Genomic DNA, 21,396 nt, shown 5'->3' with positions numbered 1-21,396 from the left:
TATGAAAGAGGGAGTATGACAACCGCCTTGCTTGATTCCCATCAACAACACCGTACAAAAAATGTTGGCTTTATTGCTCAAGATAATCGCAAAGAGCTTGGGTTGTATTTACGTCGGCGCCGAGAAAGTTTAGACCCATCACGCCTGGGTATTTTACACAGTGGTCGGCGACGCACGCCCGGCTTACGTCGTGAAGAAGTGGCCATGCTGGCAGATGTGAGTACCACTTGGTACACCTGGTTGGAACAAGGTCGAGAGGTGAATGCTTCTGTTGCAACCTTAAGTGCGATAGCTAAGGCGTTACAATGTAGCGAGGTAGAAACCGCCCATGTGTTTACCTTGTCTGGCTTGTCTCGACCAGCTGAGTACCAGCGACAATGTCAGAAGTTATCGTCAGTGAATCAAATGATTCTCGACCAACTGAATCCCATGCCAGCGATAGTGCAAAATGCGCGTTTTGATATTTTGGGCTTTAATCAAGCTTATCGTGAGTTAATGGGGGTGGATTTAGCGTCGTTACCGGATGAACATCGTAACTGTATGTATTTGGCCTTTACTAATGATGAGTGGCTTATACGAATGGACAATAAGGAGGTAATTTTGTCGCGTATTGCGGGGAGCTTTCGTGCGGCAATGGCAAACTATATGGATGATCCTAGTTGGCAAGCTAGATTGAGCATGATGCAAGCCGCTTCAGCTGAGTTCAACCGTTACTGGGAGCAATATGAAATCCTTGATGTTGAAAATCATGTGAAGAAGTTTCTTATTCCAGATCTTGGTAAGATGGCTTTTCATCAGGTTAACTGGTGGTCTGCCCCGAAAAATGGTGAACGCCTAATGGTGTATGTGCCGGACGATGAGGACACCAAAGCCAAACTGGAGCGTTTGGTGATTGGCTAAAGCTATCCTATTAACTGATACTCTATTGATACTGGAAAGCTTTGGTATTCATGCATATTCTCTAACAACACGCAGAGTAAGGAAAAAGTGATGGACTATACTGTAACGCTACAGGCTGACAAAAGAATGCTTTCAGGTGTTGGCAGAAAACCTATTCATCAGGAGGGCAGTATTGGTATAACGGCTTGCCAATTTGGTGAAGAGCCTGCACCAGAAGGCTCTTACAAGTTGTATACCAGTAATGTGGCGGCAAATAATGAAGATACAGATGTGTTTGCTTTCGATATGCCTCAATCGATACCTGAAGGAGCGCATGTTCGTTTCAATCTAGCCATACAAATTGATATTAATAATGCTGTTAACGTCCAAATCCGAATCAACCCTGATAAGACAATAGAGTGGCGCTGGTTAGCCTATATTGGGGCGTCTTCTGATTGGAGCGAAAATAATACTGACGCTAGTTGGCAAGACAATGGGCATGAATATTTGATCTATATGGTTAACCAGCAGAACGAAAAGAACTTTTGGATATACGTAGGACGCGTTCCAATGGTATACAATTTGCCACCTGCTTTTTTTCCTCCTGATTCGCTCATCCCTAAACCGTTACAACCGACGGTTGAGATTGGCGGACGCAAATTTAAATTGCCAAGAACGCTCTTTGATAACTAGGCAAAAGTAGCTAAGCAAATGACTGATAGACGGCACGATAAATGCTATTGTGCTGTTACTCCTCTTCTTTTCTTCCCTTTGTCAATAAGACAACTGACACCAAACTGATACTGCTAAAAATGCCCCCGCCTGTTTTACTGAAATGGTAATGGAAACACCCCCCATTTTAGCTTGAGTAACAGGAGCAAGATATGACACTTTCAATTCACCCTTCCGTTGGTGTGGCTCGATTGGGCAATGCAGAAGGTAATAATTTTGTTTTAAACCCCACGAAGATTGGTGGTTTGCCCCATGAACACGATGAGAATATGCAACCGACGACGGAAGTTATCAACTTTAAAGATGAAGCGGGTCGTATTCGTCGCCAAGGACAGGTATTTAAAGTCTTTGATGAGTCTGGTGAAGAGTTAACACTGCAATCGCCTAATGTTGAGCGTATTGAATGGACGGTGCATTTAGCCAATAAAAAAGCGGCATGGTATGACTTTAACGAACTTAATGGCAACCTGCTTTATGGAGAAGAAAACAGTTACAGAAACAGAAAAACGGAGCTACGCAATCCATCGGTTGGCTGTAACATCGATGATGTAGAGAGGCAGAAACTGATTATTGATCTGGGGCCACGAACAGTATCAGGATCTGCTGAAAGTATGGCATCTCATCCGGTTATCAAAGCTGAGTTTGATATAAGTAGTATACCAGATGACTACTATACAAAAGATAAGTATGGAGCAAACGTAAAAGAAGAGGATAGATACTTTCCGCCACTAGATGTGAAACAAGGGGAAGATTTTAAAAGCTTAGGAACGCTTATTATGAATAAGCATGGTCATTTGATTGTATTGGGAGGTTATGGTCGCGCTGGTGGTAATACCGACTTAGAAGGTTACGGCGGTGGTAATGATTGGTTTGACGATATTTCGGACGGACCTGTCTCATGTATTGTTACTTTCAAGGGCGGTTCTAAATCCGATCCGGTTAAAGCTTGGGTTGTGGTGGGGTCCCCCGACTTTGCTCCTGAAATCGTCAATATTTCTACCTTAAATGATACCTTTTTTGATGTCGGTGTACGGAATTTTAACTTGGCTCCAGATATATATGATCTGAAAAAATATAAGAATCGTTATGATCAGGATGGTTATCATTACAATAAGAATGGTTATGACAAAGACGGTTATGACTCAGATGGTTGTAATGATAGTGGCTATAATAAGAATGGCTATCAGAAAGGCTTTAATGAAAACTATATCGCCAACTACGAGCGAGATATCCTTCCTATTATTCAGCGTATTAGTCAATATCAGTGGGTAGCGAATGTGCAGTCCATGAGCGGTTTCTTTTCTTATCAGTTTGATTATCGTGACAACAGTGAGGCAAGAAAGCCGGAACGGATGAAGTATTATAACTACTTTCGCCAGCTGGATAAGAAAGTCATTGGTGATTATGATCAGCCCCAGCAGCAGCTTATTAGTGGGGATTCTGATGGAAATAGATTCCCCATGATGCCACTGAACTCGGGCAGCAACTCAGTAAAAAGCGCCAATGCGTATGATCTAACTAACAATGTAGTGGAAAAGTTTCTTGCCTTAGATGCCACGCAAATGTTTTTGTTAAAGCAGTGGGCTGAAGGGAAATTCAGTGTTGGAGACTGCCAAGCTTTCCCTGTTAACCCTATGGATGCTGCCAGTATTGGTAATTGCGTGGGCTTGCCTATGTGTCCAGGTATTGAAGTGACATGGAGCCTACAGAATCCGGCCTTGTACGAAGATGCATATAAAATTAAGCACTATAAGAGTATTGATGATTACGCTGAAACTGGCTTATCACCGGGTCGAGATGAATGTGAAGGTGGTGGTTGTGAACCAGGGGATTTAACCAAACGTATGGCATGCCCTTGGCAGGCGGATTTCTTCAATTGCACAGTGCAGACGATTAATTTTAATGAGCCTAAAGTCAATAAGGCGACTCAGACAGAGACGAGTCGTACTTTCAAAGAGACGGATGTCCAATGGAGTGGATTGCCCGAAGGCGTTAACGTTTCCCCTGTTATCACGGCCTCAGCAACGAAAGAAGTTGGAAAAAATGACAGTAAGCCGCTTCCGCCAAACTACTACAGTTATTGGTGGCCGCCACAAAGCCCTTGGGATGTGCTAACTGGGGAAATGGATGCTAAGGGTCAGCTCCTGAGTCATTTTCCTGCTGGTCAGCAAATCAACTATGCTCGTGGAATTAATAGCTATGGTCAGATGGTGGAGCACTGGTCTGCGCTGGCTTTTATTCGGGATCAAAACTCGAAAAATGAAGGCTTCCCCTATTTCACGGAATCCGAAAGAAACCATGAACTGTTTGAATACAGAGAAATAGGCGTGGGGCAAATCAGTGGGAACCCTAAAGATAACGAGACTACCTTACCCGTGCTTTTCATTAATGATAAGAAAGTGCCTTTTGGAACCGTCAAGGATGAATTAAGGGATATTAGTAGCGGGGAAACGGAGAAAGGTAGAAATATGGCGAAATATCTGGAAGAGCGTGCTTTTAAACCTGTTCGCTCGACAAATATTCTTCCACGTTCAGGCACTCGGGCGAGAGGTTAGTGATGCAAACGTATGATGCCATTATCATCGGAGGCGGCCCCGCTGGGGCCGCTTGTGCGCTCTCCTTGATGTTGTTCCACGATAAAAAAGTGTTGTTGCTTGAGCGTGGCGATTTCACACAACCGCGTATTGGTGAGCAGGTTTCTCACAGTATCTTTGATTTTTTGGAGTATCTGGACATACCACGAGAGGCGTTTGGAGCAGGGTGTTTTACACCAAATTATGGCAAAGAAAGCTATTGGGGCAGTGATGTGGAGACTCATCATTTCAGCCTGTTCACGGCACAAGGTAAAACCTATCAACTGGATCGCGCGCGTTTTGATGAGACCTTGCTGATGACAATATCAGAACGAGGAGGCACGATTATTCCTCGCTGTAAACAAATTAGCATGGCGCAACAAGAAGGCTGTTGGCAAGTTCAGTGTGTTCATCCTGAACAAGGTACACTGCACTATCAAAGTGAGTATTTGATCGATGCGTCAGGTCGACAGACAAAAATAGGTCAATTGCTAGGAATTGAACGAGTGGTGACCGATCAGCTTGTGGGTATTGGCGCCTTTGTTGAGCATCCTGAGCGTGTCTTCGAGCAGCAACAGAAAATTGAAAGTTGTGAATATGGCTGGTGGTATATGGCAGGCTTGTCGAAAGACCTTGCTGTGGTAACCTGCTTTACCGATATGGATATCATGAAAGAGAAGCAGCTTAATCATCAGGAGGTTTGGAATCAGTGTCTCGCTAAGACAACTGCTATTGGTGGCTCTTTGCAGGGCTGTATTTCTACGCAGCCAAAGCTTTGGGTAAAACAAGCCAACAGTCAGTATTATGCTTCAGATTTCCCAGAAAAGTTTGTTGCCGTTGGTGATGCGGTCGCCTCTTTTGACCCGATTTCTTCTATGGGAATAGGGTTTGCAATGCTCAGTGGTTGCCATGGTGCTTATGCGCTAATGCATGAACAAAAAACAGCCGTTCGGGATTATCAACAAGATGCCATACTGACTTTTGATGAGTACTGCGAAACCAAATGGGACTTTTATAAAAAAGAGCAACGTTGGCCTAATCACCCTTTTTGGCAGCGCCGTCTAATTAAGCCTAGTAAACAACAACATAGAGTAAGCGCCTAGTTTGTTGGTGTTTGCTTGGCTAGAAGTGATTGTAGCCACATCGCGTGGCTTCCATTACTTATTTTGATCCTAATAGATGCGGCGCGAATGCCGCTAGGTCGTGCTATTAAACACTATGGTCCAATATACGATCGGGCCTTTTGTTGTGAATAAATAAAGGCTGGAAATTTGCCTCTGAGTTGTGTTCCGTGATGGTGGATTCAATAAATAAACGAATATCCGCTTGAAACGTCGATTTTAGCTTGGCACATAGACACTGGATCTGTTTATACACCTGTGTGTCGTCTTCACTGATGTGCCAGTCAATTGTTATATAATTGCCTTGTTGGTGGCAGCGTTTCTGTGAGCTATCTAATAGAGAGTCAATTTTTGTTCTGTGTATTGGATTTTTTGTTTCGATAACAATGGTTAAGGTATTTTTATTCTGAGTGTGGGAACCTGATAATACTCTTGGAGAGCTTGCAGACTTGTTATCGGTTATGAGTAATTCAACCGGAATACCATAAAACGTAGCGAGTTGTGTTGCAGTGCGATAGAGGACATTCATCCCCAGTTCCGCTCGCTTAATGGAAGAAACGGACACGAGAAGGCTTTGCTTCATACATGCTTCAGCGACTTTTTCTTGGCTTAAACCTCGCTGTTTTCTTTGTGCTTTTAACACATCAACATTTAATGAAATACGTCCATCCTTGTTGTTCATGATTCTCTCCAAAAGTCTTTGCTAAGTAACCAATAGCCTTTTTATTTTATGGATGGCAGCGGTTCCGCTTGTCATCAAAAGTCAGTCTATTAAGTTAGTAAGCTTTCTTTCAAAGGGCAATTACACAGTATTACACAAGTTTTATTTGAGCCGCTCATGGCATTGCGTTACATAGAATCCATTGTCATGCTCTGTTTGACTTCGGTGTTGTCACAATGCCTCTTTCAGTGACTTAAACTCGTGAAAAAGTATGCTGTTGTCCGCAATATTCATATTTTTATTGCTTTTGTTTTGTCTCAGACAGTGGACAATACGTCTTGTAAAAAACACGCTGGCATACGGTTATTTAGAAGCCTATGAGCGGCTTTTTTGAGGTAATAAAAGAGGGAGATGACGTTGTTTGCGTTGATAAAAAAAGAGTGGTTTTTGGTGGGAATGTTGCTGGCAATTGTTTTGGCGGCATTGTTGCCTAAGGTGGGGTCAAGTGGTGGTGTTTTGCACTTGGACCAAGTGACACAATGGGGGATTGCCCTTGTTTTCTTTTTACATGGTATCGGGCTTTCGCCTCGGGATATACGCAAAGGCTTAAGCAACTGGCGGCTTCACTTGTTTATTCAATCCGCCACTTTCGTCATTTATCCTCTGGTTTGGCTCACGTTGGGGCATTGGTTTGAGAGCTTTTTGCCTAAAGCTTTGGCGTTTGGCTTTTGTTATTTACTGGTTCTGCCAAGTACCATTTCCTCTTCTGTGGCGATGACAGCAATAGCAGGTGGTAATGTGCCTGGGGCGATTTTTAATGCTTCCTTATCCAGTGTGTTAGGTATTTTTCTGACGCCTCTTTATGTTCAGTTATTTATGGGCTTTACCAGTAGTCATGCGGACTTTAGTGGTACTGTTGCCCACATTGCCTTGTTATTGTTTGTCCCCATGGTAGCAGGCCAACTGCTGCGCCCATTTATTGGACAATGGGTGAGTCGCCATAAAGCGATCACTGGCAAACTGGATAAATGGGTTATCTTGCTGATTGTCTATAATGCATTTTGTGATTCGGTTGTGCGTGGTATTTGGCATGATTTTACCATCGTCACTTTGTTGTACGCGGTGGGGCTATGTGCCTTGATATTGGTTTCCATGATCGCGCTAATGTATTTTTTAGGCCATCGCTTTCAATTTCACGAGGAAGATCAATCCGCTGCCTTATTTTGTGGTACGAAAAAAAGCCTTGCAGCAGGTGTGCCTATGGCAAAAGTTATTTTTGGTGCAAACCCTATGCTAGGTATGCTGTTACTGCCCATTATGATTTATCATCCGCTGCAAATTTTTGTATGTGCGTTATTGGCAAATCGGTTCTCAAAGCGTAAAGCGGCGATAACATCCGTCGCATAATATAGGATGTTCTTTGTATCTTGGTGTTGATTTTAAACAGGATACTTTTTTCTTTTATTACTTTGCAGGTCAAAATGAATTTGGATTCTACTGAGGTTGATAATACCTCTAAAAAGACGCAATACTTGCGCGTGATATTAATGGGGATCGCTGCATTTATCGTCAATACCACAGAGTTTGTGCCTGTGGGCTTGTTATCGTCTATTGCTCAAAATTTTTCTATAACGCCTGCCCATGCCGGTTGGATGCTAACCGTATATGCGTGGATTGTGGCGTTAATGTCGCTGCCCTTAATGCTGCTAACGGGGAAAATGGATCGTAAGACCTTGTTGCTAGCAAGCTTTGTGTTGTTCTTTATTAGCCATATTTTGTCTGTCTTTGCTTGGTGTTTTGAGGCCCTATTGATTAGCCGTATTGGCATTGCCTTTGCCCATGCCATATTTTGGTCTATTACGGCTTCCATCGCGATTCGGGTGGCCCCTTGGGGGAAGAAAAACTTTGCTTTGAGTGTGCTGGCGACGGGAACAGGACTCGCCATGGTATTGGGTGTGCCATTAGGTCGTTTGATAGGGGAGTCGTTAGGGTGGCGCATGACGTTTGCGACAATTGCTGTAGCCTCGTTTGTGATGCTTATCGCGCTATTTCGGTTATTGCCAAGTTTACCCAGTTTGTTCTCTGGTTCTTTGAGTAAAGTGTCTGAGTTGATGAAAAAGCCCATTTTGTTGCACATGTACTTTTTTATCTTTTTGATGTTCACTGCCCATTACACCGCTTACAGTTATATTGAGCCTTTTTTAAAAGTCATTGGGCATAATTCGGCGGGATTCACCACATTGATTCTGCTCTTGTTTGGTGGTGCAGGCATCATCGGCAGTGTGGTATTTGGTTATCTTGGTGAGCGAGCTAATAAGCAACTACTGATTGGTAGTACCTTGATCGTGACCTCTTCTACGGCTCTTCTGTATTTTGCTGCTCAGTATAGTAGCTATATGATCGCTTTGATTATCCTATGGGGCGCGGCCATGATGACCATTGGTCTTGCCATGCAGGTACGCGTGTTTAACGTGGATGCTAACGCCTCTGACATTATCATGTCGTTGTTTTCCGGCATTATTAACTTGGGTATTGGTGCGGGGGCTTTGTTTGGTAACCAGGTAATACAACGGATTAATTTACAAAGTGTTGGCGTGGCGGGTGCGATATTTGGCGTTGTAGGTTTAGTGGTGCTTTTCTTTTTGTTACGTCGGGTCGCCAGAGAGGAGCGAGTTGAAATAAATAGCCACATCGTTAATTGATTCAGAAACGACCTTTAAAAAGGCGCGAATAAATGACGTTGTTAGCGCTTTTTTTGTATTGCCAAAATAGCAATGATCTCTTCTAAAAATTCATCTTTTGCGATGCCTGAGTGTGACGTTACCATTTGTTTATTCTAACAAATAACCGTGATGATTCACTAAGAAGGTATGGATGGAAGCATGTGATCTTAACGCAGCCGAAGCGCGCCGTTTAATGGCAAAAAAGTCATTGTCCGTTATGGAACTGGCACAAAGCTGCATTGCTCGAATGAATTTGGTGAATCATGCGGTGAATGCGATTGTTGCTTGTGACCCAGACGATTTTATGGCCCAAGCCAAGCAAGCCCAACAAGCCATTGATAAAGGGGAACCCTTGGGGGCGTTACATGGTTTGCCATTGAGTGTGAAGGACATGGTTGACTTAACAGGATTCCCAACGACGTTCGGCAGTACTATCTACAAAGACAATATGGCAACCTCAGACGACCCTATGGTAGCGCAATTACGCCAAGCAGGCGCTTTGCCACTGGGCAAAGCCAATAATCCGGAATGGAGTGCAGGTGGTAATACGCGCAATGCGGTGTACGGTGCGACGGCGAACCCGTTTGATGTGACCCGTTCAGCGGCAGGGTCTTCCGGCGGTTCAGCCGTGGCGTTGGCTTGCGGCATCACCCCATTAGCAACGGGATCAGACACCGGGGGCAGCTTGCGTAATCCAGCGGCGTTTTGTGGTGTGGTTGGCTTTCGTCCGTCACCGGGTGTGGTGCCCGGGCACAGTCGTCCGATTGGCTTAATACCATTACCAACCAACGGACCGATGGCGCGTTCTGTCGAAGATGTGAGTCTGATGTTATCACAAATGATTCGTCCTGATCGCCGTGATCCTTGGGTATCTGTGGTGGAAGGAGTTGGGCAACACAATGGGGATGCTTATTGCCATTTGCCTGACTTTGATTTGAGCAGTGCTAAGGTGGCTGTTACCCATAATTTTGGTTTTGCCATGACGGAAAAATTAATCAAAGAGTCCTTTCAAGAAAAAATCGATCAGTTTGGCTCGGTCTTTGCGAAATGTGACCAGGCCCACCCTAACTGTGACAATGCAGATCATATTTTTGCGGTGCTAAGGGCGCTTAACTTTTCCGGTCATCACCGGGAATTGTCCCACCAATACCCAGATCAAATGGGACCAAATATTCTGATGAATATTAAAGAAGGCGAGTCATACAGTGCATTAGACGTAGTGAGTGCACTAAACAAACAAACGCTTATGTATCGTGCATGGCAGATATTTTTTGAAGAGTATGATTTTATTCTGGCTCCCACGACGACCATTAGCCCACGAGACTGGCACGAACTTTACCCAGAGCAGATTGATGGTAAGCCGACACAAAGTTATTATCACTGGCTTGCGATGGCATATGCTTCGACTTTAACAGGGCATCCGTCTGTGACCTTGCCTGTTGGGCGAGATAAAAACCATATGCCGTTTGGTTTACAGATTATTGGCCGACGAGGCGACGACTTATCTACCTTGGCGTTTGCCAAATCGTTAGAAGCTCTGTTAGAGAAAACACCCGATTTGGCGCGTCCAAGGGTCGATATCGCCATGTTATCCCGTTTACCCACGCTGAAACATGCCGAGGGTTTTATGGGGTTTTAATTTTCTATAGATCTTTAATGGAGTCTGTAAGTGACTGACTATATTCATACCCCTGTTGTGCAGTCGCTTATTGCGTTGCAAGAAATCACTTGGTTCAATCCAAAAAAAGCGCGCTTTGATGATGTGCAATCTACGCTACCACTGCAAATGTCAGATATGCTCGATGCTTCCGATAGACTAACGCGTTTTGCGCCTTACCTTGCTCAAGTCTTTCCCGACACGGCTGCCACGAATGGCATTATCGAGTCCGAATTGATAGCCGTGCCGGCTCTGCAACTTGCCTTGTCGGATGTGATGAATCTAGATATACCGGGTCGTTTATGGATGAAGTGCGACAACCAATTACCGATTGCAGGTTCCATTAAAGCGCGAGGGGGTATTTATGAAGTCTTGTTGCATGCAGAGAATTTGGCATTGGCGAAGGGCTTTTTGAAAACCAGTGATGACTATCGTTTGTTTGATTCAGCCAGCTTTCGAGAGCTGTTTTCCAAGCATCAAATTATTGTTGGATCGACCGGCAACCTTGGTTTAAGCATCGGTATTATGAGTGCTAAATTGGGCTTTGATGTCACGGTTCATATGTCGTCGGATGCCCGTGAATGGAAAAAGGTTTTGTTGAGAAGCAAAGGCGTCAATGTCGTTGAACATACTGCCGATTATGGTGTGGCAGTGGCGCAAGGGCGACAAGAAGCCATGCAACAAGACACGGCATATTTTATTGATGATGAAGATTCTAAGTCGTTGTTTTTAGGCTACAGTGTGGCCGCGTTACGATTGCAAAAACAGCTGATCGAGCAGGGGGTTGTGGTTGATGAAAACCATCCCTTATTTGTCTACTTGCCTTGTGGTGTGGGTGGCGCGCCTGGCGGTATTACCTTTGGTTTAAAACAAGTGTTTGGCGATCATGTACATTGTTTTTTTGCTGAGCCGACCCATTCTCCTTGCATGGTGCTAGGTATGGAAACGGGTTTGCATAATGCTATTTCCGTACAAGAGTTGGGTATCGATAACCAAACCTGTGCCGATGGGTTGGCCGTTGGCCGACCTTCCGCCTTTGTAGGTCCCATGATGGATACACTGCTCAGTGGTGTTTATACCGTTTCTGACGACAACCTATATCGTCACTTGGCTATACTGGTGGACACTGAAAACATGCCAGTAGAACCATCAGGTGCAGCGGGGGTAAGCGGTGTGCTGCGTATGTTAACCGCCGGACGTAGCTATCTTAGTGATCACCAACTGGATGATAAACTGCCACAAGCGACGCACATTATGTGGGCCACTGGTGGAGATATGGTGCCGCAAGAAGAGAGAAAAAACTACTACCAAAAAGGCCAAGCTCTGTTGCGTTAACGCTTATTAAGGCGCGGTTAGTCTATTGTTGGCTCTATGTTTTCTTCAAACTGCATTTTTTCGATCATGTAATCCAAAAAGACCCTCACGGCAGCGGGTAAGGTGCGTCCTGTTAAGGTTTGCACTTCAATATTGCGGATGTCCATACCACGGTCTCGAATGGGGATGGCGACTAATTCGTTACTGGCCAATTGATGGCGCATGGAAATCTCCCCAGCGAGATGGATGCCGCCCTCATAGGTCGTAAAGCGGTTTAATGTCGCCATGTTATTGGAGACCAGCACAGGGTCGAATAACAGGTTTAAACGACTGCAGCAGATATCAAATAGCTGTCTGACGGTGGTGTTTTCTTCTGGTAAAGCAATTGGATAGGGTTGTAGCTGGGCTAGAGTGACGGTTTTTCTGTGGGCTAGAGGGTGAGTAGGATGAAAGACGGCCACCACTGGAGAAGGCTGTCGGTAAGCCACCTTAATGTCCTTGGCTGGGGACAAATTTAACGTGACTCCGATGTCTGCGTCTCCATGGCTGACGCGCCGTGAGACTTCCGCTGGTGAGCTGACATTGATGTGGAAATGAATACCTTGGTGTTGTTTGCGAAAATTGGCAATGTTACGAGGTAAAAATTCCATGGCAAAGCCTTCAGAGCAAGAGATTTTTACATGACCTCGGTTTAGGCCCTCTAATGCAGCAATTTCCGATACGACTCTGTCCGATTCTAATGCATTTTTACGCGCATACACGGCGAGCATTTCCCCTGCAGCACTCAATTCCATCCCTCTAGGGCGGCGTTCGAAGAGAGTTGTGCCAAGAATATCTTCTAGACTATTTATTTGTCTGCTTATCGCACTGGATGCCACATTTAGGTGCAAAGATGCTTCGCTGATCGATCCGTATCTCGCTACCTCTAAAAAATAGCGAAGGGCTGTATCTTGTAAACGTAATGCCGCTTTCATCTTGTTTTTCCTGTAATTTATGGATTTTATCCACTTTTTAGAAGATTTAATGCTTTTTTTATTTCGCCATAGCCATGCCTTTTTGGCAATGTTTCCTTGCATTTTTTTTCATTGTGGCAAAGGTTTTTTTTACTTAGTGTGAATAAAAGTTGCATACGATCAGATTACGTTAAGCCGCCCAAAAGGAATGAAACCGATGAAAAAATTAGCTCTTTTTAAGTCCCTCTCGCGTTTTTCGTTGCTCAGCTCTGTATTTATTTGCTCGCTCGTTGTATTGCCCACTACTGCGCTGGCAAATAAAGCGGATAATACTCTCGTTTATGCCTCTGACACGGAACCGGAGAACGTTAGTCCTTACCATAATAACGCTCGGGAAGGGGTTATTCTTTCCCACTTAGCTTGGGATACACTGATTTATCGGGATCCCAAAACAGGTAAATATGAAGGGGATTTGGCGACAAGTTGGAAATGGCAGGACAGCACGCATCTGTTGCTGAATTTACGCAAAGGTGTGACGTTCCAAAATGGTGACCCTTTTACCGCTGATGATGTGGTATTTACTTTTGATTATATGAATTCCCCGCAAGCAAAAGCCGTTACCGCCCAAAATATTAACTGGATAGACCATGTCAAAAAAATCAACGATTACACCGTTGTTTTAGTCCTTAAAAAACCCTTTCCTGCGGCGCTAGAATATTTATCTGGTCCGACGCCTATTTATCCAGAAAAGTATTATAAAAAAGTCGGCCTAAAGGGCTACTCAAAAGCGCCTATCGGCACTGGTCCATATAAGATTACTGCCGTATTAAGTGGTCAAGGTGTCAATTTAGAACGCAATGACCACTACTTTACTGGCGGCCCCATTAAAAAACCCGCGATCAAGTATATTAAATTTAGGGTTATCCCAGACCCTGATGCACGTATTGCACAACTTTTGACAGGTTCTGTGGACTGGATATGGCGAGTACCTTCTGATCAAGCGGATAAGATGAAAAACATGCCAAACATCCAGGTAAAAAGCGCGGAAACCATGCGTATCGCTTATTTGGCAATGGATACAACCAGTGCGTCATTAAAAGACTCGCCATTTAGAAAAAAATTGGTTCGTGAAGCCGTGAATTATGCCATTGATCGTAAGGCGTTTGCTGACCAACTGGTTCGCGGTGGCAGTCGTCCTTTGTATACGCCTTGTTTTCCTAGTCAGTTTGGTTGCGATGTGTCTGCTGCCAAAAAATACCCATATAACCCCGCTAAAGCCAAAGCGTTGCTGGCTAAAGCTGGGTATCCCAATGGCTTTACCACCGATTTTTATGCCTATCGTGAACGAGGTTTAGCCGAAGCCATGCTGGGGTATTTACGTGCTATTGGCATTAAAGCGAAGTTGCATTTTATGACCTATGCCGCACTGCGTACTGCCCAGCGTGCAGGACATGTTCCCATTGCGTTCCAAACCTGGGGATCTTATTCAGTGAATGATATCTCTGCGTCTACCAGTGTGTATTTTGAAGGGGGTGCGGATGATCTTGATAAAGATCCAAAAGTGATCAGCTTGTTAAAAAAGGGTGATGCAACGGTTGATCCAGCCATGCGTAAAAAGGACTACAGTGCGGCAATAAAACGTATTACAGACGAAGCTTATTGGGCGCCTATGTTTACCTATTCTAGTAATTATGCGTTTGATCGTGATCTGAATTTCACACCTTATCCTGATGAATTACCACGCTTTTATTTGTCAACTTGGAAATAAGATGAGGGCGCCCATGCTACTTTTTGATGGGTGCCACCATTTCATCCAATCACGTCGTTCATGGCAATTCCTGTAATGGCATGGTTTATCTAAGTGATGCGTTATCTATGAGGAGTTTCTATGTTGGTGTTTGTGACTCGTCGTTTGTTGGTTGCTTTGAGTGTCGCGTTGACTGTCTCCATCGTGAGCTTTTTATTGCTGCATTTCTCTGGTGATTTAGCGACGTCTATTGCTGGCCCTGATGCGACGGCTGAGCAGGTAGAAAAAATTCGTGTTGAATTTGGTTTAGATCAACCGATTGTAGAGCAGTATTTTCACTGGCTGGTGTCGGCTGTACAGCTTAATTTTGGTCGCTCTTACTACTTTCAAGATACGGTGATCTCTTTGATCCGTGAGCGCTTACCTATCACTTTAACATTAGGAGGGCTGGCATTGGGCTTGGCTATTTTGGTGGCTATTCCGCTTGGGGTCATTGCTGCGATTAAACAAAATACTTGGATTGACCGTCTTGCTTTAAGCTTCGCGGTGATTGGTCAAGCCATGCCCAGCTTTTGGTTCGGTCTGACATTGATCATCGTGTTTGCGGTGAATTTACACTGGCTGCCCGCTGGTGGGAACTCATCCTGGCAACATTTTGTGTTACCTGCGATTTGCCTTGGCTACTACGCCATGCCTGCCATGATGCGTTTAACCCGAACGGGTATGTTAGAAGTATTGAACTCTGACTATATCCGCACCGCACGCTCTAAAGGGTTGAACGAATCGACGGTGGTGTTAAAGCATGCGCTCAGAAATGCGGTTATTCCTGTGGTCGCTTTAGCGGCGGTTGAGCTGGGTTTTATGCTTGGTGGTTCCGTGATTGTAGAGTCCGTGTTTTCTTTAAGAGGGTTAGGACAACTGGCTTGGGATGCGATTTCCCGCAATGACTATCCGGTTGTTCAGGCGGTTGTTCTAATCATTGCGGTGTTCTATATCGCGTTAACTTTTTTTGCAGATGTGCTCAACGCTTTGCTTGATCCACGTTTGCGTGTTCGCTAAGGGGGCCTCTATGTCCAACTTGACACTTACTGCTAACTCAGTGATGACGTCGTTACCCGCTGTGCCGGAGTGGCGTCGCATCATGCATCGCTTTTTTGGTCATCGTGGGCTAATGATTGGTTCCGTCATTCTTGCCGTGATTATCTTGGCAGCACTCTTTGCTCCTTGGTTAGCTCCCCATGATCCTTATGTGCAAAATGTTTCGCAACGTATGATTCCCCCCATTTGGCATGACAAAGGAACTTGGAACCATATCCTTGGTACCGATAAATTGGGGCGAGACTATCTCAGTCGCCTTTTATATGGCGCTCGTATTTCGTTGATGATAGGGATTTCTGCAGCGGTTATATCCGGTCTGATTGGCACCACACTTGGGGTGTTAGCCGGGTATTTTGGTGGCCGTGTGGACGCGGTAATCAGTTATATCATCACCACTCGTTTAGCGTTACCTGTGGTATTGGTCGCACTGGCGATGGCCTCTTTGATTGGTGGTTCTTTGCAAACGGTTATTGTTCTTTTAGGGTTGCTTTTATGGGACCGTTTTGCGGTTGTGGCACGCTCTACGACTCAGCAATTACGTGATGCGGAGTTTATTGCCTCGGCGAAAGTGTTGGGTGCGTCGACCTCTTATATCCTTATTCGTGAGCTGCTACCGAATATTCTCAGTGCCTTGATTGTGGTGATGACCTTAGAAATGGCTCATGCCATTTTATTGGAAGCGGCATTGTCATTCTTAGGTATTGGCGTGCAACCGCCTTCACCTTCTTGGGGGCTAATGGTGGCGGAAGGTAAATCCTATATGTTTTTCCAGCCTTGGGTGATTGCCATCCCTGGTGTGGCCTTGATGGTGTTGGTATTGGCGATCAATCTTGTGGGTGATGGCTTGCGGGATATGAATGCACCGGAAGGCCGTAGCTAAGAGAAGAGGAATCAATCATGAAACGAATACTAGAGGTTAAAAATTTGCAAGTGGATCTACCTACGGCAAACGGTACATTACGGGCGGTGCGTGGCATTGATCTACATGTCAATAAAGGTGAAATGCTGTGTATCGTTGGGGAATCTGGCTGTGGTAAATCCATGACATCGATGGCGTTGATGGGATTGTTGCCCAAGCGCGCCGCTATCACGGCAGAGGCAATGCAATTCGATGGTATGGACTTGTTGTCTTTGTCGAAAAAAGAGCGCAACCAAGTACGTGGTATGCGGATGTCGATGATTTTTCAAGAGCCGATGACGTCTTTAAACCCTTCTTACACCTTAGGCAATCAATTGTGCGAAGGCATCATCAAACACAAGGGGTTGAGTAGAGAGAAAGCAAAAGAGAGGGCGGTTTATCTACTGGAGAGAGCAGGCGTACCTTATCCAGAAAAGCGATTAAACCAATACCCACATCAGCTATCTGGAGGCTTACGTCAGCGGGTGATCATTGCGATGGCGCTGATGTGCGAGCCAGACTTGATCATTGCTGACGAGCCAACCACCGCGCTAGACGTGACGATTCAAGCGCAAATATTACGTTTGATTCGTGAACTTCAACAAGAGTTTGGAACAGCGGTTATCTTTATTACTCATGACTTGGGGGTCGTCGCGCGCATTGCGGATCGTGTGGCGGTGATGTATGCCGGACAAGTGGTGGAAACGGCCAGCGCTGAAGCGTTGTTTGCCAATCCATTACACCCTTACACACAGGGGTTGCTAAATTGCATTCCTATTCCAGGCAAAACCAAACCGGGCAGTCATTTGGCCTCTATTCCTGGGGTGGTGCCAAGCTTAATCGGTGAATTCAAAGGTTGCGCTTTTGAGAATCGTTGTTCTGTATCAACCAGTGAGTGCCGTCGTCGAACCCCTAATTTAGCCATTAAACCGAGTTCAGCAGACCATCAGGTGCGTTGTCCTGAGGTTAGCTTGTCATTTCAGGAGGCTGTGTGATGCCAGATTATGCATTGGAATTGTCGAATCTGTCGCGCCATTTTTATCTGAAAAATGGCGCGTTTAAAGAAGCAACCTTGCTCAAGGCGGTGGATGGTGTTTCCCTGCGTATACGCCCCGGTGAAACCTTAGGATTGGTAGGAGAATCTGGCTGCGGCAAAAGCACCCTGGCAAAAATGATTCTAGGGTTATTGGAACCAACGGATGGTGATGTATTGGTGAATGATAAGGCCAGAGGGGCAAGTTCTCGCCTCGCTATGGCGCGTCAGCTTCAGCCTATTTTTCAAGACCCGTATTCCTCGCTCAACCCCCGTAAAACCATTGAGAAAATCATACGTCTACCGTTACAACTCCATAAAGTGGGCGACAGGCATAGTCAGAAAAAAGCGGTAAAAGACATCAGTGATCTGGTTGGGTTGCCAGAGCGCTTACTAAAGCAATATCCAGGTCAGTTATCAGGCGGACAGCGACAACGGGTTGCCATCGCGCGTGCACTCATTTTAAGACCCAATATTTTGGTTTGCGATGAACCGACCTCGGCACTGGATGTCTCGGTACAAGCGCAAATTCTTAACCTGTTGATGGATCTGAAAAAAGAATTGAATTTAACCTATTTATTTATCAGTCATAACTTGGGAGTCGTGGAACATTTAGTCGATCGAGTCGCCGTTATGTACCGTGGAAAGCTGGTTGAACAAGGCACTCGAGAGGAAATATTTCATCATGCCAAACATCCTTATACTCAAGCCTTGCTGTCTTCTGTATTAACTCCAGAGCCTGCTTTAGGCGTCCCCGAGGTGTTGGACTCCAGTTCATGGGATAAAGCCTCATAATTTCATTGCTATGGTCGTTTTTGAGTCCGCTTTATTGCGCGCTTTTGAGTTGAGCTTTTAGTGTTTTTTTTATTTTACCCAAGGAGAGAGCATGAGCCGTCAATCCACTATTCAAGGAGCGGAATCGTATTTTGATTCAGGGGCGTTTTTCACGGCATTAGAACAGCGTGTTAGCGTGCACAGTGAAAGCCAAAATCAGGACGCTTTTGATCAGCTACATGTCTATTTACAAGATAGTATTATGCCCGAATTGGCCTCACTGGGGTTTCAATCTCGTATTGTGGCCAACCCCGTTACCGACGCAAAACAACCCGGTTCCTGGCCTTTTCTCATCGCTGAGCGAATAGAGGATCCAGACCAACTGACGTTACTAACTTATGGTCATGGGGACGTCGTACGTGGTTACGATGATCAATGGAAAGCGGGGTTGTCGCCTTGGAAAATGGTTGTAGACGGTGAGCGTTGGTATGGACGTGGAACGGCGGACAATAAAGGCCAACACACCATTAACTTTGCGGCTTTAAAACAGGTAATAGAGGCGAAAAAAGGCAAGCTGGGCTTTAACGTCAAAGTCATTTTTGAAATGGGGGAAGAGGCCGGTTCTCCGGGCTTGGCGGAATTGTGTGACATCCACAAAGAAACCCTTGCTGCGGATCTATTTATTGCCTCCGATGGTCCGAGGTTAAGCGCGGATCATCCGACCATTTTTCTTGGGTCCCGAGGTGGGTTTAATTTTGATTTGCAAGTGACGTTGCGCGATGGGGCGCATCATTCCGGCAATTGGGGGGGATTATTGAGTAACGCGGGGACACGTTTGGCTCATGCTTGGGCTTCTATGGTGGATGCCAAAGGTAAAATTTTGGTTAAAGGCTTGTTACCGGCGCGTTTACCCGAATCGGTGCGCCAAGCCCTCAAGGATATTCCTGTGGGCGAGGGCGCGAACAGCCCGGAGGTGGATACAAATTGGGGAGAGCCCGATTTAACTCCGGCTGAGCGTGTGTTTGCTTGGAATACGTTGGAAATGTTGGCATGCAAAACGGGTAATCCTGATATGCCTGTGAATGCCATTCCAGGTTACGCCAGTGCCCATTGTCAGCTGCGCTTTGTGGTAGAAAGCGACAGTAAAAACTTCCTAAAGCACATCCGTGAGCATCTTGATCATCACGGTTTTTCGGATGTGGAGGTTATTGCCAGCAAGGATATTATGGAAGCCACACGCCTTGACCCAAAAGATCCTTGGGTGGATTGGGCGTTGGGTTCGCTGGCTCAGACGACGGGTAAGAAGTCTGTGTTATTACCTAACTTAGGTGGTTCATTACCAAACGATGTCTTTGCCAATATTCTTAACTTACCAACCGTTTGGGTGCCCCATTCCTACCCCGCCTGTAGTCAACATGCGCCGAATGAACATGTGCTGGCGCCTGTGTGTCGTGAAGCTTTACAGATTATGACCGGGCTGTTTTGGGATTTATCCGAGCAAGGTGCATCGATTCATGCAAAACGTTAGGGAGAACAAAATGATCACAGATAAGGCGCTGCTACCTTATGCGGACCTCTTGTGTGAATGGCTAGCCACACAAGAAGAGAAAATGATTCATTGTTTGCAAGCATTGGTAGAGATCGATTCGAACAGCTATGACAAAGAGGGGGTTGATGCGGCAGGCCGTTTGATCGCTTCTTGGTTGGAAGTGGATGGTATTGAATGCCGTTGGCATACATCGGTGAACTCAGGGGATGTGTTAGAAGCGCGTATTGATTCAGGTTGCGATAAGCAAGATACATTACCCGCTATTTATCTTATGGGTCACCGAGATACGGTTTTTCCAAAAGGTACCGTTGCTACGCGAGGTTTTAGTCGAGAGGGGATGACCGCGTTTGGACCAGGGGTGGCCGATATGAAATCCGGTTTGGTGCTGAACTGCTTTGTCTTAAAAGGGTTGCAGTATTTATTGACCCACTCTGATATTGGCGAGTTGCCTTGCCCTGTCATCGGCTTGTTTACGGGAGATGAAGAGATTGGCTCGCCAGAAGGCCACCATGTGATTCAGCGGATGGTGAAGGGAGCGAAAGCGGTGTTCAATGCCGAACCTGGTCGAATCAGCGGTAATGTGGTATCCGCCCGAAAAGGCGGTGCGAGCTTTGACATCTTAGTCAAAGGCAAAGCCGCGCATTCTGGCGTTAACCATGCCGATGGAGCCAGTGCCATTGCTGGCTTGGCTTTGATTATCACCGATCTTCATGGACTGACGGATTATGACAGTGGCGTGACGACAAACGTAGGATTAATCAGTGGTGGCATGTCCTCTAACACCGTTGCCCCCGAGGCGAGTGCGCGCCTAGATCTACGCTACATAACCAAAGAGCAGATGACAGAAGCCATAGCGGCGATTCAGGAGATTATCGATAGACCCAGACTCCAAGGGGTGACCGCATCCATGCGTTTGTTAGCCGCATTTCATCCGTTTGAAGCAAGGATGAGCGAAGCGTTATTAGCGCATTATCAACAACAAGCAGAAACCTTAGGTTTTTCTGTTGAAGGGGAGTTTACTGGTGGGTGTTCTGATGCTGGATTCACTTCCTCAATGGGGGTTCCGACCTTATGTGGAACGGGCCCAGTGGGAGCCAAAATGCATACGGACGGTGAGCTGTGTTTATTAGACACATTTGTGCCTAGGGCTCAAGCGGTGGCGAAGAGTGTGTTGCTTTTACCCTAATGAATCACAGGCTGCTATAGGAGAGACATAATGCTGCATTCAATTGAAACCAAGTTGGCCCCATCGGAATCAGAGATTTGTTCCCAAGCGATAAAATCTGGCAGCTGGGTATTCTTGTCAGGACAGATTCCATTGCTGGTTGAATCCAATACCTTACTAGACGGTTCGATCGAAGAACAAACCGCTCAGGTCTTTCGTAACTTAGAGAACATTGCAAAGGCATCTGGTGGCTCGCTTAGCGATGTGGTGAAGCTCACTATTTACCTAAAAAACATGGCAAATTTAGCGGAATTTAACCGTGAGATGGTAAAGCACTTTCAAGATCCATTGCCTGCCAGAGCGGTGATTTCGGTAGCGGCTTTACCCATGAATGCCGAGCTAGAAGTCGAGGCGATTATGATGATTGCGGATCCTGCTTGGGCTCTTGCTGTGACTTAATAGGTTAGCGCTTTAATCGCGTGTTTTGGAATGCCGTTAACGCATAAATAGGATGCGTTA

General features: G+C 45.6%; 18 protein-coding genes. 16 read left to right on the top strand and 2 right to left on the bottom strand.

Annotation, left to right across the window (positions count from 1 at the left end):
- Window positions 1-15: 15 nt before the first annotated feature.
- The 4 genes from MSP8886_RS19375 to lodB all read left to right on the top strand — a co-directional run bounded on the left by MSP8886_RS19375 (window position 16) and on the right by lodB (window position 5,287).
- On the top strand, window positions 16-900 hold the full coding sequence (locus MSP8886_RS19375) for a helix-turn-helix transcriptional regulator (RefSeq protein WP_083201057.1): 885 nt from the start codon (window positions 16-18) through the stop codon (window positions 898-900).
- Window positions 901-990: 90 nt separating this feature from the next.
- A complete protein-coding gene (locus MSP8886_RS19370; RefSeq protein WP_067019862.1) occupies window positions 991-1,572 on the top strand; it encodes a hypothetical protein in 582 nt (193 codons plus the stop codon).
- A gap of 191 nt (window positions 1,573-1,763) precedes the next feature.
- Window positions 1,764-4,166: a CTQ-dependent lysine 6-oxidase LodA gene (gene lodA, locus MSP8886_RS19365; RefSeq protein WP_245659154.1), complete on the top strand. Its 2,403-nt coding sequence runs from the start codon at window positions 1,764-1,766 to the stop codon at window positions 4,164-4,166.
- Window positions 4,167-4,168: 2 nt separating this feature from the next.
- Window positions 4,169-5,287, top strand: a complete 1,119-nt coding sequence (gene lodB / locus MSP8886_RS19360) for a lysine-epsilon-oxidase maturase LodB (RefSeq protein ID WP_067019859.1) — start codon at window positions 4,169-4,171, stop codon at window positions 5,285-5,287.
- Window positions 5,288-5,393: 106 nt separating this feature from the next.
- Here the strand turns inward: lodB and MSP8886_RS21990 are convergent, their stop codons facing one another.
- Window positions 5,394-5,987 carry a helix-turn-helix domain-containing protein gene (locus tag MSP8886_RS21990; RefSeq protein WP_083201056.1) on the bottom strand — a complete coding sequence of 198 codons (594 nt, stop codon included), beginning with the start codon at window positions 5,985-5,987 and terminating at the stop codon, window positions 5,394-5,396.
- A 390-nt stretch (window positions 5,988-6,377) separates the two neighbouring features.
- On the opposite strand from MSP8886_RS21990, the gene MSP8886_RS19350 reads away from it, so the two are divergent.
- The 4 genes from MSP8886_RS19350 to dsdA all read left to right on the top strand — a co-directional run bounded on the left by MSP8886_RS19350 (window position 6,378) and on the right by dsdA (window position 11,681).
- Window positions 6,378-7,373, top strand: coding sequence for a bile acid:sodium symporter family protein (locus tag MSP8886_RS19350; RefSeq protein WP_067019856.1), 996 nt, complete (start codon window positions 6,378-6,380; stop codon window positions 7,371-7,373).
- 74 nt (window positions 7,374-7,447) lie between these two features.
- Window positions 7,448-8,668, top strand: coding sequence for a sugar transporter (locus MSP8886_RS19345; RefSeq protein ID WP_067019853.1), 1,221 nt, complete (start codon window positions 7,448-7,450; stop codon window positions 8,666-8,668).
- Between the two features lie 172 nt (window positions 8,669-8,840).
- Window positions 8,841-10,328, top strand: a complete 1,488-nt coding sequence (locus tag MSP8886_RS19340; protein WP_067019850.1) for an amidase — start codon at window positions 8,841-8,843, stop codon at window positions 10,326-10,328.
- Window positions 10,329-10,358: 30 nt separating this feature from the next.
- The gene (dsdA, locus tag MSP8886_RS19335) at window positions 10,359-11,681 is read left to right on the top strand and encodes a D-serine ammonia-lyase (protein WP_067019847.1); all 1,323 of its coding nucleotides are present in this window, start codon (window positions 10,359-10,361) and stop codon (window positions 11,679-11,681) included.
- A gap of 17 nt (window positions 11,682-11,698) precedes the next feature.
- Here the strand turns inward: dsdA and MSP8886_RS19330 are convergent, their stop codons facing one another.
- Window positions 11,699-12,634 carry a LysR family transcriptional regulator gene (locus MSP8886_RS19330; RefSeq protein ID WP_067019975.1) on the bottom strand — a complete coding sequence of 312 codons (936 nt, stop codon included), beginning with the start codon at window positions 12,632-12,634 and terminating at the stop codon, window positions 11,699-11,701.
- 196 nt (window positions 12,635-12,830) lie between these two features.
- On the opposite strand from MSP8886_RS19330, the gene MSP8886_RS19325 reads away from it, so the two are divergent.
- The 8 genes from MSP8886_RS19325 to MSP8886_RS19290 all read left to right on the top strand — a co-directional run bounded on the left by MSP8886_RS19325 (window position 12,831) and on the right by MSP8886_RS19290 (window position 21,336).
- Window positions 12,831-14,381, top strand: coding sequence for an ABC transporter substrate-binding protein (locus MSP8886_RS19325; RefSeq protein WP_083201055.1), 1,551 nt, complete (start codon window positions 12,831-12,833; stop codon window positions 14,379-14,381).
- 120 nt (window positions 14,382-14,501) lie between these two features.
- Window positions 14,502-15,419: an ABC transporter permease gene (locus MSP8886_RS19320; protein WP_067019845.1), complete on the top strand. Its 918-nt coding sequence runs from the start codon at window positions 14,502-14,504 to the stop codon at window positions 15,417-15,419.
- A gap of 10 nt (window positions 15,420-15,429) precedes the next feature.
- A complete protein-coding gene (locus MSP8886_RS19315; protein WP_067019842.1) occupies window positions 15,430-16,338 on the top strand; it encodes an ABC transporter permease in 909 nt (302 codons plus the stop codon).
- A 17-nt stretch (window positions 16,339-16,355) separates the two neighbouring features.
- Window positions 16,356-17,351 carry an ABC transporter ATP-binding protein gene (locus tag MSP8886_RS19310; protein WP_067019839.1) on the top strand — a complete coding sequence of 332 codons (996 nt, stop codon included), beginning with the start codon at window positions 16,356-16,358 and terminating at the stop codon, window positions 17,349-17,351.
- Window positions 17,351-18,184: an ATP-binding cassette domain-containing protein gene (locus tag MSP8886_RS19305; RefSeq protein WP_067019836.1), complete on the top strand. Its 834-nt coding sequence runs from the start codon at window positions 17,351-17,353 to the stop codon at window positions 18,182-18,184. Before MSP8886_RS19310 ends, MSP8886_RS19305 begins: the two co-directional genes overlap by 1 nt.
- A gap of 91 nt (window positions 18,185-18,275) precedes the next feature.
- Complete coding sequence (locus MSP8886_RS19300) at window positions 18,276-19,691, top strand: M20 family metallopeptidase (protein ID WP_067019833.1); 1,416 nt, start codon at window positions 18,276-18,278, stop codon at window positions 19,689-19,691.
- A 10-nt stretch (window positions 19,692-19,701) separates the two neighbouring features.
- The gene (locus MSP8886_RS19295; RefSeq protein ID WP_067019969.1) at window positions 19,702-20,898 is read left to right on the top strand and encodes a M20 family metallopeptidase; all 1,197 of its coding nucleotides are present in this window, start codon (window positions 19,702-19,704) and stop codon (window positions 20,896-20,898) included.
- Window positions 20,899-20,928: 30 nt separating this feature from the next.
- Entirely contained in the window at window positions 20,929-21,336 is a 408-nt protein-coding gene (locus tag MSP8886_RS19290) for a Rid family detoxifying hydrolase (RefSeq protein ID WP_067019830.1), read from the top strand.
- Window positions 21,337-21,396: the final 60 nt, after the last annotated feature.

It is taken from the genome of Marinomonas spartinae, from assembly GCF_900089775.1.
Taxonomy (GTDB): Bacteria; Pseudomonadota; Gammaproteobacteria; order Pseudomonadales; family Marinomonadaceae; genus Marinomonas; species Marinomonas spartinae.
The sequence above is the reverse complement of the archived record's forward strand: the minus strand, read 5'-3'. Positions and strand labels throughout refer to the sequence as shown.

Coding starts and splice junctions, on each gene's coding strand:
- MSP8886_RS19310 (WP_067019839.1), top strand. CDS start 16,356: ATGAAACGAATACTAGAGGTTAAAAATTTGCAAGTGGATCTACCTACG.
- MSP8886_RS19320 (WP_067019845.1), top strand. CDS start 14,502: ATGTTGGTGTTTGTGACTCGTCGTTTGTTGGTTGCTTTGAGTGTCGCG.
- MSP8886_RS19325 (WP_083201055.1), top strand. CDS start 12,831: ATGAAAAAATTAGCTCTTTTTAAGTCCCTCTCGCGTTTTTCGTTGCTC.
- MSP8886_RS19345 (WP_067019853.1), top strand. CDS start 7,448: ATGAATTTGGATTCTACTGAGGTTGATAATACCTCTAAAAAGACGCAA.
- MSP8886_RS19290 (WP_067019830.1), top strand. CDS start 20,929: ATGCTGCATTCAATTGAAACCAAGTTGGCCCCATCGGAATCAGAGATT.
- lodB (WP_067019859.1), top strand. CDS start 4,169: ATGCAAACGTATGATGCCATTATCATCGGAGGCGGCCCCGCTGGGGCC.
- MSP8886_RS19305 (WP_067019836.1), top strand. CDS start 17,351: ATGCCAGATTATGCATTGGAATTGTCGAATCTGTCGCGCCATTTTTAT.
- MSP8886_RS19300 (WP_067019833.1), top strand. CDS start 18,276: ATGAGCCGTCAATCCACTATTCAAGGAGCGGAATCGTATTTTGATTCA.
- MSP8886_RS21990 (WP_083201056.1), bottom strand. CDS start 5,987: ATGAACAACAAGGATGGACGTATTTCATTAAATGTTGATGTGTTAAAA.
- MSP8886_RS19370 (WP_067019862.1), top strand. CDS start 991: ATGGACTATACTGTAACGCTACAGGCTGACAAAAGAATGCTTTCAGGT.
- MSP8886_RS19315 (WP_067019842.1), top strand. CDS start 15,430: ATGTCCAACTTGACACTTACTGCTAACTCAGTGATGACGTCGTTACCC.
- MSP8886_RS19295 (WP_067019969.1), top strand. CDS start 19,702: ATGATCACAGATAAGGCGCTGCTACCTTATGCGGACCTCTTGTGTGAA.
- lodA (WP_245659154.1), top strand. CDS start 1,764: ATGACACTTTCAATTCACCCTTCCGTTGGTGTGGCTCGATTGGGCAAT.
- MSP8886_RS19340 (WP_067019850.1), top strand. CDS start 8,841: ATGGAAGCATGTGATCTTAACGCAGCCGAAGCGCGCCGTTTAATGGCA.
- MSP8886_RS19350 (WP_067019856.1), top strand. CDS start 6,378: ATGACGTTGTTTGCGTTGATAAAAAAAGAGTGGTTTTTGGTGGGAATG.
- MSP8886_RS19330 (WP_067019975.1), bottom strand. CDS start 12,634: ATGAAAGCGGCATTACGTTTACAAGATACAGCCCTTCGCTATTTTTTA.
- MSP8886_RS19375 (WP_083201057.1), top strand. CDS start 16: ATGACAACCGCCTTGCTTGATTCCCATCAACAACACCGTACAAAAAAT.